The sequence below is a fragment of the Bacteroides sp. genome (assembly GCF_019417265.1).
GTDB lineage: Bacteria > Bacteroidota > Bacteroidia > Bacteroidales > Bacteroidaceae > Phocaeicola.
The window spans coordinates 1-17,286 of record NZ_DXVR01000034.1 but is presented as its reverse complement, the minus strand read 5'-3'; the positions used below and the strand labels follow the sequence as shown (position 1 = coordinate 17,286).

13 protein-coding genes and 2 pseudogenes are annotated in these 17,286 nt (G+C 41.8%); 6 read left to right on the top strand and 9 right to left on the bottom strand.

Annotated elements, in window-relative coordinates:
- Nucleotides 1-134: 134 nt before the first annotated feature.
- The 6 genes and pseudogenes from QZ379_RS06100 to rodA form a co-directional block, all read left to right on the top strand.
- Nucleotides 135-719: pseudogene (locus QZ379_RS06100) on the top strand (IMP cyclohydrolase); the annotation flags it as partial.
- A 105-nt stretch (nucleotides 720-824) separates the two neighbouring features.
- Nucleotides 825-1,847, top strand: coding sequence for a rod shape-determining protein (locus tag QZ379_RS06095; protein ID WP_154044964.1), 1,023 nt, complete (start codon nucleotides 825-827; stop codon nucleotides 1,845-1,847).
- Between the two features lie 44 nt (nucleotides 1,848-1,891).
- The gene (gene mreC / locus QZ379_RS06090; RefSeq protein WP_291561170.1) at nucleotides 1,892-2,791 is read left to right on the top strand and encodes a rod shape-determining protein MreC; all 900 of its coding nucleotides are present in this window, start codon (nucleotides 1,892-1,894) and stop codon (nucleotides 2,789-2,791) included.
- Between the two features lie 2 nt (nucleotides 2,792-2,793).
- Nucleotides 2,794-3,297 carry a rod shape-determining protein MreD gene (locus QZ379_RS06085; protein WP_291561165.1) on the top strand — a complete coding sequence of 168 codons (504 nt, stop codon included), beginning with the start codon at nucleotides 2,794-2,796 and terminating at the stop codon, nucleotides 3,295-3,297.
- Nucleotides 3,297-5,147, top strand: a complete 1,851-nt coding sequence (mrdA, locus tag QZ379_RS06080) for a penicillin-binding protein 2 (RefSeq protein WP_291561160.1) — start codon at nucleotides 3,297-3,299, stop codon at nucleotides 5,145-5,147. Before QZ379_RS06085 ends, mrdA begins: the two co-directional genes overlap by 1 nt.
- Entirely contained in the window at nucleotides 5,128-6,594 is a 1,467-nt protein-coding gene (rodA, locus tag QZ379_RS06075; RefSeq protein WP_291561145.1) for a rod shape-determining protein RodA, read from the top strand. The genes mrdA and rodA overlap by 20 nt, the downstream gene beginning before the upstream one ends.
- 2 nt (nucleotides 6,595-6,596) lie before the next feature.
- On the opposite strand, the gene QZ379_RS06070 is transcribed toward rodA, so the two are convergent.
- From QZ379_RS06070 to QZ379_RS06030, 9 genes and pseudogenes are all read right to left on the bottom strand, one after another.
- Nucleotides 6,597-7,064, bottom strand: a complete 468-nt coding sequence (locus QZ379_RS06070; protein WP_291561133.1) for a gliding motility lipoprotein GldH — start codon at nucleotides 7,062-7,064, stop codon at nucleotides 6,597-6,599.
- A gap of 108 nt (nucleotides 7,065-7,172) precedes the next feature.
- Entirely contained in the window at nucleotides 7,173-8,573 is a 1,401-nt protein-coding gene (ricT, locus tag QZ379_RS06065; RefSeq protein WP_291561126.1) for a regulatory iron-sulfur-containing complex subunit RicT, read from the bottom strand.
- Between the two features lie 47 nt (nucleotides 8,574-8,620).
- On the bottom strand, nucleotides 8,621-9,775 hold the full coding sequence (locus tag QZ379_RS06060; protein WP_291561114.1) for a DNA polymerase III subunit delta': 1,155 nt from the start codon (nucleotides 9,773-9,775) through the stop codon (nucleotides 8,621-8,623).
- Nucleotides 9,776-9,791: 16 nt separating this feature from the next.
- Nucleotides 9,792-10,745 carry a methylenetetrahydrofolate reductase [NAD(P)H] gene (gene metF / locus QZ379_RS06055; protein WP_291561108.1) on the bottom strand — a complete coding sequence of 318 codons (954 nt, stop codon included), beginning with the start codon at nucleotides 10,743-10,745 and terminating at the stop codon, nucleotides 9,792-9,794.
- Nucleotides 10,746-10,865: 120 nt separating this feature from the next.
- Nucleotides 10,866-12,149 carry a phosphatidylserine/phosphatidylglycerophosphate/cardiolipin synthase family protein gene (locus QZ379_RS06050; protein ID WP_291561102.1) on the bottom strand — a complete coding sequence of 428 codons (1,284 nt, stop codon included), beginning with the start codon at nucleotides 12,147-12,149 and terminating at the stop codon, nucleotides 10,866-10,868.
- A 161-nt stretch (nucleotides 12,150-12,310) separates the two neighbouring features.
- Complete coding sequence (gene hisS, locus QZ379_RS06045) at nucleotides 12,311-13,675, bottom strand: histidine--tRNA ligase (RefSeq protein ID WP_291561096.1); 1,365 nt, start codon at nucleotides 13,673-13,675, stop codon at nucleotides 12,311-12,313.
- Nucleotides 13,676-13,747: 72 nt separating this feature from the next.
- Nucleotides 13,748-14,431: a zinc metallopeptidase gene (locus QZ379_RS06040; RefSeq protein WP_291561090.1), complete on the bottom strand. Its 684-nt coding sequence runs from the start codon at nucleotides 14,429-14,431 to the stop codon at nucleotides 13,748-13,750.
- Between the two features lie 503 nt (nucleotides 14,432-14,934).
- A pseudogene (gene rhuM / locus QZ379_RS06035) lies at nucleotides 14,935-15,339 on the bottom strand (RhuM family protein); the annotation flags it as partial.
- Nucleotides 15,340-15,356: 17 nt separating this feature from the next.
- Nucleotides 15,357-16,706: a Fic family protein gene (locus tag QZ379_RS06030; protein ID WP_291561086.1), complete on the bottom strand. Its 1,350-nt coding sequence runs from the start codon at nucleotides 16,704-16,706 to the stop codon at nucleotides 15,357-15,359.
- Nucleotides 16,707-17,286 lie beyond the last annotated feature (580 nt).

Sequence of the window (17,286 nt, the reverse complement as noted above, 5' to 3'; positions counted from 1 at the left end):
ATACAATACTGACGCAGAAATACAATTGATATAATTATGTTTTATCTTCTAAAAAAATAATATTTCGTATTTTCATACTATGATTATTAGTCTATTTTAGTAAATTTGTAGCCGAATTTTAAAATACAATAGCAATGTCAGAGTCAAAGAAAATTAAGACCGCGCTTATTTCGGTTTATCACAAGGACGGTTTGGATGCGATTATCGCCAAACTGCATGAGGAAGGAGTACAGTTCCTTAGTACAGGTGGAACTCGTCAGTTTATCGAATCATTGGGTTATCCATGTTTGGCTGTAGAAGACCTTACTACATATCCATCTATTCTTGGTGGACGAGTAAAGACTCTTCATCCGAAAATCTTCGGAGGTATCCTTTGCCGTAGAGAGCTTGAAAGCGACCGTCAGCAGGTTGAACAGTACGAAATTCCGGAAATTGATTTGGTTATTGTAGACCTTTATCCGTTTGAGGCTACAGTTGCGTCTGGAGCAAGCGAACAGGATATCATCGAAAAAATCGATATAGGCGGTATTTCACTTATCCGTGCAACTGCAAAGAATTTCAATGATGTAGTGATAGTAGCAAGCAAAGAGCAGTATCCTATCCTTCAGAATATCTTGAACGAAAGAGGTGCTGTTACAACACGTGATGAAAGAAAGGCATTGGCTCGCGAAGCTTTCGGCGTTTCTTCTCATTATGATACTGCTATTCACGCTTACTTTGCAGAAAATACAAAATAATTTTTTATTCTATAAACGGTGACAGGATTAGAATGTCTTTCAGGCAGTCTGATCCTGACACTTATATTAAAAAATAAGACCTAAAAGATGGGATTATTCTCTTTTACACAAGAAATAGCGATGGACCTTGGCACAGCCAATACCATCATAATAAGTAATAATAAAATAGTTGTTGATGAGCCTTCTGTAGTGGCCCTTGACAGGCGTACAGAAAAGATGATTGCAGTTGGTGAACGTGCAAAACTGATGTATGAGAAGGAGAATCCTAATATCCGTACCGTACGTCCGCTTCGCGATGGGGTGATAGCAGACTTTAATGCCTGCGAGCAGATGATGCGCGGCCTTATCAAGAAAGTAAATCCGGGTAAAAGACTTTTTACACCTTCGCTTAGAATGGTTATCGGTGTGCCTTCAGGTTCTACTGAAGTTGAACTTCGTGCCGTACGCGACAGTGCGGAACATGCCGGAGGACGTGACGTGTATTTGCTTTTCGAACCAATGGCGGCAGCTATAGGTATCGGTCTTGACGTTGAGGCTCCGGAAGGAAACATGATTGTCGATATAGGTGGTGGTTCTACCGAAATTGCGGTTATTTCATTGGGAGGTATTGTATCAAACAACTCAATCCGTATTGCAGGTGACGATCTTACAGCGGATATCCAGGAATATATGAGCCGTCAGCATAATGTGAAAGTCAGCGAGCGTATGGCTGAACGTATTAAGATACATGTTGGTGCAGCATTGACAGACCTTGGCGATGAGGCTCCTGAAGACTATATCGTACGCGGACCTAACCGTATTACCGCTCTCCCGATGGAAGTTCCTGTGTGCTATCAGGAAATCGCCCACTGTCTGGAAAAGAGTATTGCGAAGATTGAAACAGCCATCCTCAGTGCTTTGGAAAATACTCCGCCTGAATTGTATGCCGATATCGTGAATAACGGTATTTATCTGGCAGGTGGTGGTGCATTGTTAAGAGGATTGTCAAAACGTCTGACAGACAAAATCAACATTCAGTTCCATGTGGCAGAAGATCCGTTGCTTAGTGTAGCAAAGGGTACAGGCATTGCTTTGAAGAATGTTGACCGTTTCTCTTTCTTGATGCGATAAATCCGTATTATTTTTAGCTGATAAAGCTTATTGTATAGAAAAGCGTGCGTAATATATTTGATTTTATAGTTAAATATTCTCATTGGGCTTTGTTTATATTGCTCCAGTTGCTGGCGGCAATTTTACTATTCAGGTTCAATAGCTTTCAGGGAAGTGTGTGGTTTACCTCTGCATCCGAAGTAACGGCTTCTGTTACTAAGGTAGCTTCGGAGGTGACACGCTACTTTGGACTTGAAAAGATTAATCGTGACCTTACGGAACGTAATGTTTATCTGATGCAGCAACTGGAATATTACAAGGCATTGGCAGGCCAAAAAGAAGAAAACAATGACAGCCTTATAGTTATTCAGGGTTTGCAGAAAACTATTCGTACAGATTCTTCTGTGGTTGTGATGAAGGAGCCTCCGACCTTGATGGACCGTTCGTTTGTGGTATGTCCGGCAAGGGTGGTAAACATCAGTGTAAGGCGACTTGACAATTATTTAGCTATTGACAAAGGTGAAGCGAATGGGGTACGCACCGGAATGGGAGTTATTAGCGGTACTGGAGTGGTAGGCATTGTATGTCGTACTTCAAAAAACTATTCGCTTGTGCTTCCCGTGATAAATTCAGGTAGTAGTATCAGTTGTAAGATAGCGCGTACAGACTATTTCGGTTTCTTGAAATGGGAGGGAGGAGACCCTCTGACAGCCTTTATGACCGATGTACCGCGACATGCAGAATATGAGATTGGAGATACTGTGGTAACGAGCGGACACAGTACGGTGTTTATAGAGGGAATACCGGTAGGTACAGTTGCAACTAAAGATGAAAGCGATGATGAAATGTCGTTTACTTTGGGTATTCGTCTGTTTACTGATTTCGGAAGGCTGAATGATGTGTATGTAATGGCTTTGCCTCCACGTGAGGAATTGACAGAACTGGAAAAGGATATAAAATACTGAATATGACAGCTACATGGGTAGATAAGATAAAATGGTTTGTCATCCTTGTATTGATACAGGGTGTGATAATAAGTCAGGTACAGATATCGCGTTATGCTGTACCTTTGCTTTATGTAGTGTTTATTCTGAAGCTTCCTTCAGATACAGGACGTAAGTCCTTACTTTTTTATTCATTCCTTATAGGTTTATGCGTCGATATTTTTGGAAATACTCCCGGACTTAATGCCACTGCATCGTTATGGCTTGCCATGGCAAGACCGTTGTTGCTGAGATGGCAGACATCGCGTGATGCTGCAGAATCGTTTGTTCCAGGAATAAAATCCATGCGTGTTGCACCTTATTTCAGATATGTATTGCCTTCGGTATTGTTGCATTCTGCAGTGCTGAATGTCATTGATGCGTTTTCGATAGCCAAAGCATCTGATGTTGCTATTGCCACATTTGCAGATACTGCTGTTACTGTGGCTCTTATAATGATAATAGAATTAGTAGGGAGGAAGAAATAGTGAAACGGGATTATCAGCTCGAAAAAAGAAAATATACTATCGGAGGAGTAGTAATCCTTATTGTTCTGGTTTTTATCATACGTCTGTTCACTCTTCAGATAATGAGTGACGATTATAAGCGTAATGCTGACAGCAACGCTCTGCTGCAGAGAATAAAATATCCTCCCCGAGGACTGATTTATGACAGGCAGGGACGATTGCTTGTGTTTAATCAGCCGGCATACGATATTACTGTGGTTATGAAAGAAGTCGAGAAATTCGATACTCTTGAATTGGCCACATCTCTTGGTGTCACAAAAGATTTTCTTGTAAAACGCTTTAAGGATATAAAAAACCGTCGTTTGAATCCGGGATATTCAAGATATACACATCAGGTTCTGCTGACCCAGCTTTCCTCGGAAGATTGTGCCGTATTTCGTGAAAAGCTTTTTAATTTTCCGGGATTCTATATTCAGGCCAGAACCGTAAGGCAGTATGGCTATGATTGCGGAGCTCATATTCTTGGCGATATAGCCGAAGTGTCAAAAGGAGAGATAGAAGATGACCCTTATTATAATCGTGGCGATTTTATTGGCAAGTTGGGCGTAGAGCGTTCGTATGAAACCCAGTTGAGAGGAGAGAAGGGAGTAGAGATTCTGCTTCGTGATGCTCATGGCAGAATACAGGGAAACTATATGAACGGGGTCTTCGATAAGACTCCTGTTGCCGGAAAGAATCTTAAGCTAAGTCTTGATATCGAGTTGCAGGCTTTGGGAGAAAGACTCTTGGAGGGAAAGATTGGAAGTCTTGTTGCCATTGAACCTTCAACTGGGGAAGTGCTGTGTCTTGTTTCATCTCCTTCTTATAATCCGCATCTGATGGTCGGCAGACACAGGGGAGAGAATCATCTGAAACTTTCGGAAGACCCATGGAAACCATTGTTGAACCGTGCCATTATGGGTACATATCCTCCGGGTTCAACTTTCAAGACTTCACAGGCCTTGACATTCCTCCAGGAAGGTATTATCAACACAGAAACACAGTATCCGTGTTCACACGGTTTTAATTTCAGAGGGTTGCATGTAGGTTGCCATGCTCATGGCTCACCGTTGCCTGTCATACCGGCCTTGGCTACTTCTTGTAATGCTTATTTCTGCTGGGGATTATATTATATGATTGGAGCTCGCAGCAAGTACGGCTCCGTTCAGAATGCCATGAATACATGGCGCGACTATATGGTGTCTATGGGATTCGGCTATACACTCGGTATTGACCTTCCGGGAGAAAAACGAGGTATGATACCTAATGCAGCATTTTACGACAAGGCTTACCGTGGTTCGTGGAACGGACTTACCATCATAAGTATTTCAATAGGGCAGGGTGAGGTTACTTTGACTCCGTTACAGATAGCAAATCTTGGAGCAACCATAGCCAACAGAGGTTATTACATCACTCCTCATGTGGTAAAAGAAGTGGAGGGTGACATCTTGGATAAGAAATACTCGGAGAAGCATTTCACGAAAGTAGACCGCTCACATTACGAGGAAGTTGTTCAAGGAATGCGTGCTGCGGTTTTAGGAGGAACGTGTCGTGGTGCTAATCTGCCTGACATTGAAGTGTGTGGTAAGACCGGAACCGCTCAGAATAAGGGTAAAGACCATTCAGCCTTTATGGGATTTGCTCCAATGAACGACCCGAAGATAGCGATTGCGGTATATGTGGAAAATGGCGGATTTGGTGCTGTTTACGGAGTGCCTATCGGCAAACTGATGATGGAAAAATATTTGAAAGGTGAACTTTCGCCACAGAGCCAGTTACAGGCTGACGAAATACAGAAACGGAGAATAAATTATGGCTTACAAGAAAGATAGTATATTTAAGAATGTCGACTGGTGGACAGTACTTCTGTACCTGCTGTTGGTTATTTGTGGATGGTTCAGCATATGCGGAGCCAGCTATGACTATGGCGAACCGAATTTTTTCGATTTCGGACTCCGTTCCGGAAAACAGCTGATATGGATAGCCTGTTCCCTCGGTCTTGCTTCTGTTATATTATCATTGGACCATCGTTTTTTCGATACCTATGCATTTCTTGTATTCGGAATCCTGCTGTTGTTGCTGTTTGCTACGATTTTCAATCCGCATGAGATAAAAGGCTCCAAATCATGGATTGTATTAGGCCCTGTCAGCATACAGCCGGCTGAGTTTGCAAAATTCGGAACGGCGCTTGCGCTGGCCAAGTTTATGGGAGAATTTACCTATTCGATGGCAAACAGAAAACATCTGATAGCTACGTTAGCCATTATTCTTGTGCCGATGTTTCTTATTATAATGCAGAAAGAAACCGGTTCGGCTTTAGTATATATGTCATTCTTTCTGATGTTATATCGTGAGGGAATGCCCGGAGCAATACTTTTCACAGGAGTGTGTGCAGTGGTATATTTTATTGTCGGGATAAGATTTTCCATAGAACCGATGGCTGACGGCATTACTCCGTGGGGAGAATTTGCCGTTCTGTCGCTGATAATAATTCTTACTTCCGGACTTATATGGGTGTATTGTAAAACGGCACGAAAACTTGCAATGATGGTTCTTGGGGTAGGAGTATCAGGCATTATATTAGGTATGCTGTTTTCGTTTTATGTAATACCTTTTAATATGGTATATATGCTGCTCGTTATGATTGTGGTGCTGTTCTTTACGATGATAGTCTTTTTCCTTCGCGAAAGACTTTACAGTTTTCTGTATATATCCGTATTTGTGATAGGTTCTGCAGCTTTTCTTTTTTCTACAGACTATGTGTTCTCTAATGTGCTCGAACCTCACCAGAAAGTTAGAATTGAGGTCCTTCTTGGTATGAAGGATGACCCATCCGGCGCCGGATATAATGTAAATCAGAGTAAAATAGCCATAGGCTCAGGTGGATTGACTGGTAAAGGATTTCTGAACGGTACTCAGACAAAACTTAAATATGTACCGGAACAGGATACCGACTTCATTTTCTGTACGGTGGGCGAGGAGCAAGGCTTCTTAGGCTCGTCAATAGTACTTATATTATATCTATCATTGATATTGCGACTTATCATTCTTGCCGAAAGGCAGCCTACACGTTTTGCACGCATATATGGCTATTGTGTGATGAGTATTTTCTTTTTCCATCTGTTTATAAATGTAGGAATGGTGTTGGGACTTACTCCGGTAATTGGTATTCCGTTGCCGTTCTTCAGTTATGGAGGTTCGTCGCTTTGGGGCTTCACCATTCTGCTTTTTGTGTTTATAAGGATAGATGCAGCAAGATATGGTAATGCAAATGCCTGAAGTTATTCTCTTGTGATTTTCAGTCCGATATCGGTTATTGCCGGCAGTGTGAATCCTTTCATTATGTGAGATACCTTTATAACTGAATCACATCCTTCACTGTATATGAATGACGGTCCGTCTGTCTCATATTGGTAGTATCCGCTTGCTGTACCGTTGCTGTTCCAGTTGCCACGGTCGTTAGCCAGGTATATGTGTACGGTGTCAGGTCCTGTTTTCCCCGGAAGCGATACAGACAGCCATAAATCCCTGTAAGGATAGCTCACTGTATGCCTTATTCCTATATGAGTAAGATATGTACCATTCTCAATACTGTCCGGCAAAGTAAAAAATACAGTATCGGTTCTGTTCCATTTGTCGTCATTTATTGAGCGGTAATGATGATATACGGTTTTTGTAGTACATGAGATTACTGTCATGTACGCAATAATAATCATCAATATCCATTTAGCTTTGTTTTTTGGTTTCATATAGCAGTTTTATAGCCTTTGTCACTAAATGAAACACACAGGCATGACTGTGTTGTTTATTCCTGCCTGTGTGTCTGTTGCTTTATAATCGTTTAATAGACTTTTACGTTATTGCGGAAGGTTGTTTTCATTTACTTTTCCTTCTACCGGCTTTTGCTGATTGTTTGGCCTTGGTCCCTGTTGTCCCTGATTACCGTTCTGCTGTCGCTTGTTCTGGTTACCTTTATATTTGTTGCGCTGGTTCTTAGGCCTATTATCGTTCTGTCTTTCCTGTTCAGCGTTAGGCTGTTCCTGTTGCGTTTTTTGCTGCTGCGGCTTTTGTTGCTGTCCTTTCTGCTGCCTGTTCAGATTATTCTGATTGTTCTGTTTTTCCGTTACAGGCTGTTCCGTTTCTCCCTGATTCTGCTGGTTGTTCTTGTTTTTCTTCTTTTTGTTTTTCGAATTTTTGTTCTTGTCGAATCTTGTCAGGCTTTCCTGCTCCAGCAAATCTTTAGACTTACTTTCATCCCTTATGCTTTCTTCGCCGTCTAACTTTTCAGGTTTTTCGCCGTTTCTGTTCATTCCTATGACCTCGAAAGCGCGTCGTGCACTTATGGTACATTCGTTTGCAAGGAAACTCTTGTCTGTGCTATAAGTTATTTTTCCGGCCAGGATATCAGCCTTGAAGTAATAATAAGTAGCATCCTTGGTTTCAAGTTCGATTTCCTTGCTTGGCAGACGTTTCTGGCATTCCACGTATGCATCAACCTCATAGTTAAGACAGCATTTCAGTTTTGCACACTGGCCTGCCAGCTTCTGAGGATTCAATGAAATGTCCTGATATCTTGCAGCACTGGTAGATACAGAGATGAAACTTGTCATCCATGTGGCGCAGCACAGTTCTCTTCCGCATGGACCTATACCACCGATTCGTCCGGCTTCCTGACGTGCACCAATCTGTTTCATTTCGATGCGTACCTTGAAAGCGTCAGCCAAAACTTTGATAAGCTGTCTGAAGTCTACACGTTCATCAGCTATATAGTAGAATATAGCTTTGTTCCCGTCGCCCTGATATTCCACATCGCCAATCTTCATTTTCAGGCCAAGGTCTTCGGCTATCTTTCTTGAGCGTATCATAGTCTGATGCTCGCGCGATTTAGCCTCCTCATATTTTTCCATATCAACAGGTTTGGCCTTGCGGTAAACCCTCTTGATTTCTGCATCAGGGCGTATGTTAGCCTTTTTCATCTGTAGAGGCACTAATCTTCCTGTCAGAGTCACAGTACCGATGTCATGCCCCGGACTGGCTTCGACAGCCACTATATCGCCTTTCATAAGCGGCAGACGGTTGCTGTTCTTGTAATATCCCTTTCTGGTATTCTTGAACTGCACTTCCACCATGTCCTGCTCGTCCGCATTGCCCGGAATGTCTGCCATCCAGTCGTATGTATTCAGCTTGTTGTCCTGCCTTCCGCAACCGCTGCATGCAAGACATCCGCTACCATTTTTCAGTTTAAATTCGTTGTCCATATTATATATGTTTAATAGCCGGTCATAAACAGTTGGTCCGGCATTTATTATCTGTTTTTTATTAAGACTATCATTCTCACAGCCAAATCGAAGAAAACCATTTTAGGGTTTACGTTCTGTTCTATATGCGTTATGGCTTCTTCTATCAGTTCCTCAATACCGTTTACGTTCCTTTCGTTGATGAACGGTGCGAATCTCACTGCAAAAGCAGCTTCTTCACGGTTCATGTAATTGAGGTCAGGCATTCTGAAGTTGGCCATGAAATTTTCGCGGTTCATTCTGGCTGCATATCTGAGGAAAATCTTGTGTCTTTCCCTTCCTCTTGCCGCCATCTGTTCGCTCCAGTCTTTCAGCGAACGTATATCCCTTCGCCATGCCTGTCGCATCAGTGTTGTGAAACTGTCGAAACAGGCTTTCTCCTCATCGCTGAGGCTTATGTTCTGCATGGCCTGCAACACACTGCCTTCAGAGAGTCTTGCGATATCCTGTGCATCCGTTTCTGTCAGTCCGAATCTGTCTATAAGATACTGAGCCAGAATGTTCTGCTCTATAGGTACCAGATTGATTCTCTGCGTTCTTCCTGCTAAAGTGGGGAGTACATATTCCGGTTCCTCGCTTACCATTATAAACAGTGTTTTCTCAGGCGGCTCTTCCACTAACTTTAGCAGCTTGTTTGCACATTCTGCATTCATCTTTTCCGGTAGCCAGATTATAGCTACCTTATATCCACCCATTGCAGATTTGAGCGACAGTTTACGTTGAATCTCGTTGCTTTCCGAAGTATATATCAGCGGCTGTTTGTTTGGATCGCCCATATCACTGCACCAGTCGGCCAGTGAAAAGTATGGCGAGCGTTTGAGCCTTTGCCGCCATTCCGGCAGCCAGTCGTCTGATACTACAGACGAGCCTTCCTTTTTCCTTATTACCGGAAATACGAAATGAATGTCCGGATGCTCCAGTTTCTCGGCCATACGGCATGACATACATTCACCGCATGAGTCAGTTTCCGAAGGATTGGTACAACATACATATCGGGCAAGAGCCATGGCAAAAGGAAGCTTTCCGCAGCCTGACGGTCCACAAACCATAATGGCATGTGGCAGTCTGCCCGCCTGTATGGTCTGTGTAATCATGCTTGCGGCTTCCTGTTGTCCTATCACGGAAGCAAATCCACCTTTTTTCCCTGTATGTATGTTGTTCATTTTTTATACCTGTATATTAATATATAGCTTTAGCTATTTTAGCAATGGAATCCACAGCTCCGACGGAATAGAAATGAATACTTGGTACTCCGTGAGCCATAAGTTCCTTACATTGGTTTATTGTCCATTCGCATCCGAGTGCAGCCACTTCTTCATCCGATTTGCATTTTCTTACTTCCGATGCGAGTGCTTCGGGCAAGTCAATCTTGAATGTTCTCGGAAGTACACTTAACTGTGTCATTTTCTTCAAAGGCTTGATGCCCGGTATGATTGGAACATTAATTCCGGCCTTGCGTGCCTTATCTACGAATTCGAAATATTTCCCATTGTCGAAAAACATTTGAGTAACGGCATATTGCGCACCGGCTTCAACCTTCTGCTGCAGCCAGTATAAATCTCTTTCTGCATTAGGCGATTCTTCATGTTTTTCAGGATAACATGCCACTCCGTAGCAGAATTGGGGAGGCAGTTTGTCCATTTCCTTACCGTCGTAGAAGAATCCTTGGTTATATTTGTTGATTTGATATTGCAGGTCGATGGCATGGGCATGTCCTCCGTTCTCAGGAGTGAAGCTTTTCTGATGAGGAGCCTTGTCGCCTCTCAGTACCAGCAAGTCTGTTATGCCAAGAAACTGCAAGTCGATGAGTGTATATTCAGTTTCCTCAGGAGTATATCCGCTGCACAACATATGCGGAACCACTGCCACTCCGTATTTTGCTTTTATGGCAGCAGCCACAGCCACTGTACCCGGGCGTCTTCTTGTCAGCTTGCGGCAGTACATGCCATTAGGTTCCGGCATATATACATACTCGCTGCGGTGAGTGGTTATGTTTATATATTTGGGGTTGTATGGCAGCAGTGTCTCTATGTCAGACATAAGCTTGTCAAGTCCCGCACCTTTCAGTGGAGGAAGTATTTCGAATGAGAAAGCTGTCTTTTTCTCGGCATTTATCAAATCTATTACGCTCATTTTATTCTTATATTTGTATGTATTGTTTACAATGGAGACAAATTTAGAAAAAAAAACGGACATAACATTACTCAATGTTCTAATTTTGCACTTTAAGACAGTGCTTGTGTGTATATTATGTCAGATAACGGGTGTAAGAAGATGAGCGAACCATCCGACAAAATTTCTCCAGGCTCCCCTTTTTCTGTAGTATTCTTTTGTCATTCTTTCGCTGTCGGTCTTGTCTTTTTTATAGATTTCGTCCAGTTCCCATGTGGCTTGCAGGTCGAAGATAAAGGCATTTATCTCATAATCATACTTCATGCTTCGGCTGTTAAGATTTGCACTTCCCACGGTGCAGAACCTGTCGTCCACCGTCATAACCTTCGTATGATGGAATCCGCCTTTGTAGACATAAATATGTGCTCCTGCCTTTCTGAACTGATTTGCATAATAGAATCCGCCGTCTGGCGAGAACGATATGTCGCACTTTTCCGAAATCATAATCTCCACCCTTACTCCACGCTTCAATGCCCTGTAAATGGCTTTGCGCAGACTCTTCACAGGTGTGAAATAAGGTGTTACGATTCTGATATGATGCTCGGCTGCATCCATAGCCTCTATATATGCCCTTCTTATTGCATCCGGTGATTTGTGCGGTACTCTCTGTACTATAGCCACTTGTTTGCCGAGTTGTTCAGGCTCGTAAGTACAATCCTCGCCGTATGGGAAGTATTCTTTTCCACCAATATTCTGTTTGGTTTCGTTGTTCCATACATAGAGGAAAGCCTTCTGAAGTCCGGTTACGGCAGGACCCTCCACACACAGGTGCATATCCCTCCACGGTCCTATTCCAGGCAGTCCGTTTATGTAATAGTCGGCTATGTTCATACCTCCTGTAAATCCCTTCTTACCGTCTATTATAACTATTTTCTGATGGTCCCTGCTGAAAGCGTGATTGATGTAAGGAAACTTCATAGGGTCGAAGCGGATTATCTCTATTCCTCTGTCGTTCAGCATCTTCAGATGCTCCTTTCGCAAAGGGCGGTTGTTCGACAGGTTTCCGAAGTCGTCAAACATAGCCCTTACTTTCACACCTTCCTGAGCCTTTTCGGCAAGCAGTGTAAATATTTCTTTGGCTATGGAGTCGCTTCTGAAGTTAAAATATTCCAGATGGATATGCTCTTTGGCATTTCTTATCGCCTCAAACAGATTTTCGAATTTTATTCTTCCGTTAGGCAGAAGTTCTATTTCATTGTTATTATAGATGGGGATGCCCCTTTCGTGAAGATATCCGGCAAAAATAGAGTCTGACGGCAAATACTTGTCTGTTTCTTCTCCATCAAGAAGCGGGAACGCCGATACCTTATTCCCAAAACAGAATATTATTGTGATGATTAATATTATAAATTGCCTTGACTTCATACCTGTTTGTTTCTAAGGTGGACAAAAATACTAATAAAGCTTTACAAAACAAAATAGTATGCGGTTTTGACTATAAAATAGTAGAATCGTGCATCAAAAAAAACAGCACCGTGGAAGTATATCCGCAGTGCTGCCATATATTGTTCTGATAAGAAACCGGTTTACTGCTTTATTGAAGAAACCAGTTCTTCAGGAGTAAGAAGCGACTGTTCGCCTGTAGTCATATTCTTCAGAGTAACCTTTCCTTCGTTCATCTCATTTTCGCCTACTATAGCCACGAAAGGAATCTGTTTCGCATTGGCATAGCTCATCTGCTTTTTCATCTTTGTGCTGTCAGGATATATTTCAGCGCGGATGCCTGCCTCGCGAGCCTTGAACAGTATAGGAAGAGAATATTCCGTTTCCTTCTCGCCGAAATTGATAAACAGAAGCTGGGTTCCGTTTACAGCCTCCTTTGGATAAAGGTCCAACTGGTTCAGTACGTCGTAGATACGGTCGGCACCGAAAGAGATACCTACACCTGACATGCCATCCATTCCGAATACACCTGTCAAATTGTCATAACGTCCACCGCCACTGATACTTCCTATTTGGACATCGAGAGCCTTCACTTCGAAGATGGCACCTGTATAATAGTTCAGTCCGCGAGCCAAAGTAAGGTCAAGTTCCACTTCCGACTTAACACCAAGCTGACCCACATTCTTAAGGATAAATTCACTTTCCTCCACACCCTTGAGTCCTGTCTCGCTTGCAGCCAGAACTGTTTTCAGAGTTTCAAGTTTCTCTTCATTCGAACCGCTCAGCAGGATTATAGGCTGCAACTTGTCGATAGCTTCCTGAGGAATACCCTTCGATGCAAGTTCTGCATTCACATTGTCCAGACCAATCTTGTCCAGCTTGTCGATAGCTACTGTGATATCCACAATCTTGTCGGCCTCACCTATGATTTCAGCTATACCGGTAAGAATCTTGCGGTTGTTTATCTTGATTGAAACACGGATTCCGAACTTGTTGAACACAGAATCAATCATTTGCACCAGTTCCACCTCGTTGATGAGAGAATTACTTCCCACAACGTCGGCATCGCACTGGTAGAACTCGCGGTAACGTCCTTTCTGAGGGCGGTCAGCACGCCATACCGGCTGAATCTGGAAACGCTTGAACGGGAAAGTAATCTCGTCGCGGTGCATAACCACATATCGGGCGAAAGGTACAGTAAGGTCATAGCGAAGTCCCTTTTCGCAGAACTTGCTTGCTAATTTTGCAGCGTTGCGGCTCAACAGTTCCTCGTCAGTAATGCCTGAGAAATAGTCGCCTGAGTTCTGAATCTTGAAAAGAAGTTTGTCGCCTTCCTCACCGTATTTACCCATCAGAGTAGAAAGGTTCTCCATCGAAGGAGTTTCTATCTGACTGTATCCGTAGAGGTGGAAAACTTCGCGTATAGTGTCGAATATATAGTTTCGTTTCGCCATTTCAACAGGCGAAAAATCTCTTGTTCCTTTCGGTATTCCCGGTTTTGTAGCCATATTGTTTCTGTTTTAATTATTTTGCTTACAAAAGTAGACAATTATTTTATAAGAAGGAAATAATCGTGAAAATTACTCTTCGCGGCGTCCCATGAATATCATTATATAATATACCAGAGTGGCAAGCGAACCAAGAGCGGCAACCACATATGTATAAGCAGCCGACTTAAGCGCATCTTTAGCCATACCGTGATTCGAAGCATTAGTGATACCCGCACTGTTCAGCCATACCAAGGCGCGACGGCTGGCATCAATCTCCACAGGAAGAGTGATGAAACTGAAAAGTGTTGTCATTGCGAAAAGACAGATACCTATCAGCAACAGCTGAGGAAACGAATTTAAGAGCAATATACCTGCAAGCAGTATCCACGACATGATAGACGAAGAGAACTGTACCACCGGCACCAGAGCCGAACGCATCTGCAGAGGAGCGTATGCACGTGCATGCTGTACTGCATGACCGCATTCGTGGGCAGCAACCGCAGCCGCAGCCACACTGCACGATGAGTAAACGCCTTCACTCAGGTTCACAGTCTTGTTGGTCGGGTTAAAATGGTCAGTAAGCATACCCGGAGTGCTGATAACCCTTACATCGTAGATACCATTGTCGCGCAGCATCTTTTCTGCCACTTCACGTCCTGTCATCCCGTTGTAGAGGGGAACCTTCGAATACTTGTCAAACTTGCTTTTCAAACCGGACTGCACTATAAAACTCACTATAGCTATTCCGATAAAAATAATCCAATTAAATACCATATATTTTCTGTTTTATAATTATTAATCAATGAATTGACGTACAAAAACCTTGCCAAAGTTTTAAAAGTGAGTTTAATACAATACAAAAAACACTTTTGGAAAAGTGACTTTTGGCTGAAAAAGCACCTTTCGAAAAGTGTTTTGTTCTATTATCTTTCTATTTCGAGCCGTTGCATTTCCTTTTCGCTGACTCCGAATTTCTTCCCGTAGCTTATCCAATATGAGCGGGCTGCCATCTTGAACAGCCATTTTGGAAGTGGCATAGTGGCAGTTATGTCTTTATAGTTTCCTTTATTTACAGATTCCGACAATCTTTTTATAGCCCTTACGGCAACGTATCTGAACGGAGTGCCAAGAATAGCCTCCCCACTGCCTAACATTAGTGTCGAGCCTATAGGAAAATTATAGCGTCTGCAGAAATATCTTATCATGCTTACAGCTACACTGTTCTGCTCATACTCCAGAAATCCGCAGTTAATCAATATTGAAATAACCGGTCTTTTGCGGTTTCCTCCTTGTTTTAGCCGTTCATCATCCATCGCAAAACCTTTCTGAATATATTCATGCAAACGCTGTGTAGCCCAACGCCGGAAACGTGTGGCTATTTGTGACTGTACACGATATCCCAAAGCTATGACCATATCAAGGTTGTAATGGTCTATATTTCTTTTTACTTGGCGATTACCCTCCCGGCGAACTAACAAGAATTTCTTGTTAGTTGCTTCTGCTATAAGTTCTCCATCTTTGTAGATATTGTCTATATGCTGGCTAATGTTCTGTTGCGATGTATCATATATCTCCGCCAACTGATTCTGTGTCAGCCACAAATCTTCATCAGCAAATCGTACCGATACACGAGTTGTTTCGTTATCGTCCTGATACAGGATTATTTTATTTTCTTCGTTCATCTTTATTATCTAAATCGTTATTTGCTATTTTTCAAAGTCTTCTTCAATGCCATACCTTTTTCCGTAAGGCGATATTTTTGATTTTGACTATTGGGTTTATCTGGTATTGTTAGTTCTATATAGCCGTTATTAATTGCCGGAATTAAATAATCCGTTCTAAAATAATCTCTATTCTTAATTAATAACATATTCTGCAATTCCGAACGTCCCATTTCTCCCATTAAAACAGAAATGAGTTTTGTTATTTGTACACTTGCATGGTCACTTGCATGGTCACTTGCATGGTCACTTGTACTTATCGGAAAAGTAATACGGATAAAATTATCAGTAAACTTAAAACAATCTTCCCCATACGCTCTCAATATACGAGGTATTCCGGAGCCTAAAGATTCAACTAATTCCACATCACGATATATGCGCATCAATTCCTTGTTGCGCGGAATTGATATACCATTGAAGAATTCCTCTTTGGAGAGAGATTCCGGCAAAAGCCCTGCCGATGTTATCTCCAGTCTGTCTGGAAATATTTCAAATTTGGGCGGTACTTCAAACGAATAGTCGTTATGCACTATCGCGTTTATAACAGCCTCACGCAGAGCAACTTTGTTCCATAATGGAGTTTCAATACGTTCCATAGGAGTAATAGTAGCAGCAACCTTATTCTCAATATCGAGTTTTGACAAAACGCTTTTAGTGGCTTTTATAAGTGAACAATATCCATACTCATTGTTTTCTATTAAGTCACATCTGTCTAAGCTTGAATACTTGGCAACTTTTATGGAGTTCCCGTTCTCATCAGCTAAAAGATAGGCTACATAATTGTATTTCCCATCTTCGGTGAGCAGCTCCAATGTACGTTTAAAATTATCATTGAGTCTTTTGCCTCGTTCGTCATAATATATACGCAACTGTTCAAAACTCAAATCCTGACGGTTGGATACAATGCGTCCGATAGAATTTCGTGTCCTCATGGCAAACAGACGGTCAATCTGTTCTTGAGGCATAGGCTCTGCCGATGTCCCTACACGCATATATGCACCTCGCGGTGTCATCCCGAATTTTGTTTTGAAATACGGCTTTTCTATTCCGCTCGCAATCGTTATTTTTATAATGCTGAGCCCATCCTTCTGTTCTTCAGCTATATCAAACAGTCCCATTGCCGAAGGAGAAATATTATGCTTTATACGGTCTTTCAGTTTCAACATACAATCGTCTATGTCGTTCACACCTACGGTAGAACCGTCTTTGTCAATGCCGATATAGATATATCCACCTTCTTTGTAATTCAAGAAAGCTACAATCTCCTTTTCAATATCAAGTTCAGGAGTCAAATCTCTTTTATATTCTATGCGGTTGGTTTCTGGCATATCTCTATAATATTAATCATTATATTTATCTATAATTCCCAATGCTTTAGCTATACTAATTGGTGCATCTTATAAATGGTTTTGTATAACCCCATGCAATCCATAATAAAGTAATGATTTTTGATAAATACTTTATATCTTTATAATTGAGTGTCAGAGCTATAAATGGATTACACAAAGAGTTAATATCTTTGGACAAATATTCAATGCATTTATCTAAATCTTGATTACATCCAAGTTTTAATAAAAACAATAATGTTCTTTTATTTAAGCGTGTAAATATTTAATTCATTTTACATTGGGCACCTGAATCGAGTACAATCATTTTGCTGATGTCGGCAAAATGATATGCTGTTATAAATCAGTTCATCAACAAAAATACTCTTTTAATTTCAAAATGAAAAATAATAAATGTAAGATTATTTCAGATTATAGTACAAATCACTTTAACACAGTGAAGGGGCAATATGTGCTTTGTTATATTAAATACCATTTAAACGGTATTTAACCCAAGTTTGATAGCAAAAAAAAATTTTAGCTATTTTTTAGCTGTATAATTTTACTAATCCATTGATTATCA

Excerpts from the sequence above, each read along its gene's own strand:
- QZ379_RS06095 (WP_154044964.1), top strand. The coding sequence starts at position 825 with ATGGGATTATTCTCTTTTACACAAGAAATAGCGATGGACCTTGGCACA.
- QZ379_RS06085 (WP_291561165.1), top strand. The coding sequence starts at position 2,794 with ATGACAGCTACATGGGTAGATAAGATAAAATGGTTTGTCATCCTTGTA.
- rodA (WP_291561145.1), top strand. The coding sequence starts at position 5,128 with ATGGCTTACAAGAAAGATAGTATATTTAAGAATGTCGACTGGTGGACA.
- QZ379_RS06070 (WP_291561133.1), bottom strand. The coding sequence starts at position 7,064 with ATGAAACCAAAAAACAAAGCTAAATGGATATTGATGATTATTATTGCG.
- ricT (WP_291561126.1), bottom strand. The coding sequence starts at position 8,573 with ATGGACAACGAATTTAAACTGAAAAATGGTAGCGGATGTCTTGCATGC.
- QZ379_RS06060 (WP_291561114.1), bottom strand. The coding sequence starts at position 9,775 with ATGAACAACATACATACAGGGAAAAAAGGTGGATTTGCTTCCGTGATA.
- metF (WP_291561108.1), bottom strand. The coding sequence starts at position 10,745 with ATGAGCGTAATAGATTTGATAAATGCCGAGAAAAAGACAGCTTTCTCA.
- QZ379_RS06050 (WP_291561102.1), bottom strand. The coding sequence starts at position 12,149 with ATGAAGTCAAGGCAATTTATAATATTAATCATCACAATAATATTCTGT.
- hisS (WP_291561096.1), bottom strand. The coding sequence starts at position 13,675 with ATGGCTACAAAACCGGGAATACCGAAAGGAACAAGAGATTTTTCGCCT.
- QZ379_RS06040 (WP_291561090.1), bottom strand. The coding sequence starts at position 14,431 with ATGGTATTTAATTGGATTATTTTTATCGGAATAGCTATAGTGAGTTTT.
- QZ379_RS06030 (WP_291561086.1), bottom strand. The coding sequence starts at position 16,706 with ATGCCAGAAACCAACCGCATAGAATATAAAAGAGATTTGACTCCTGAA.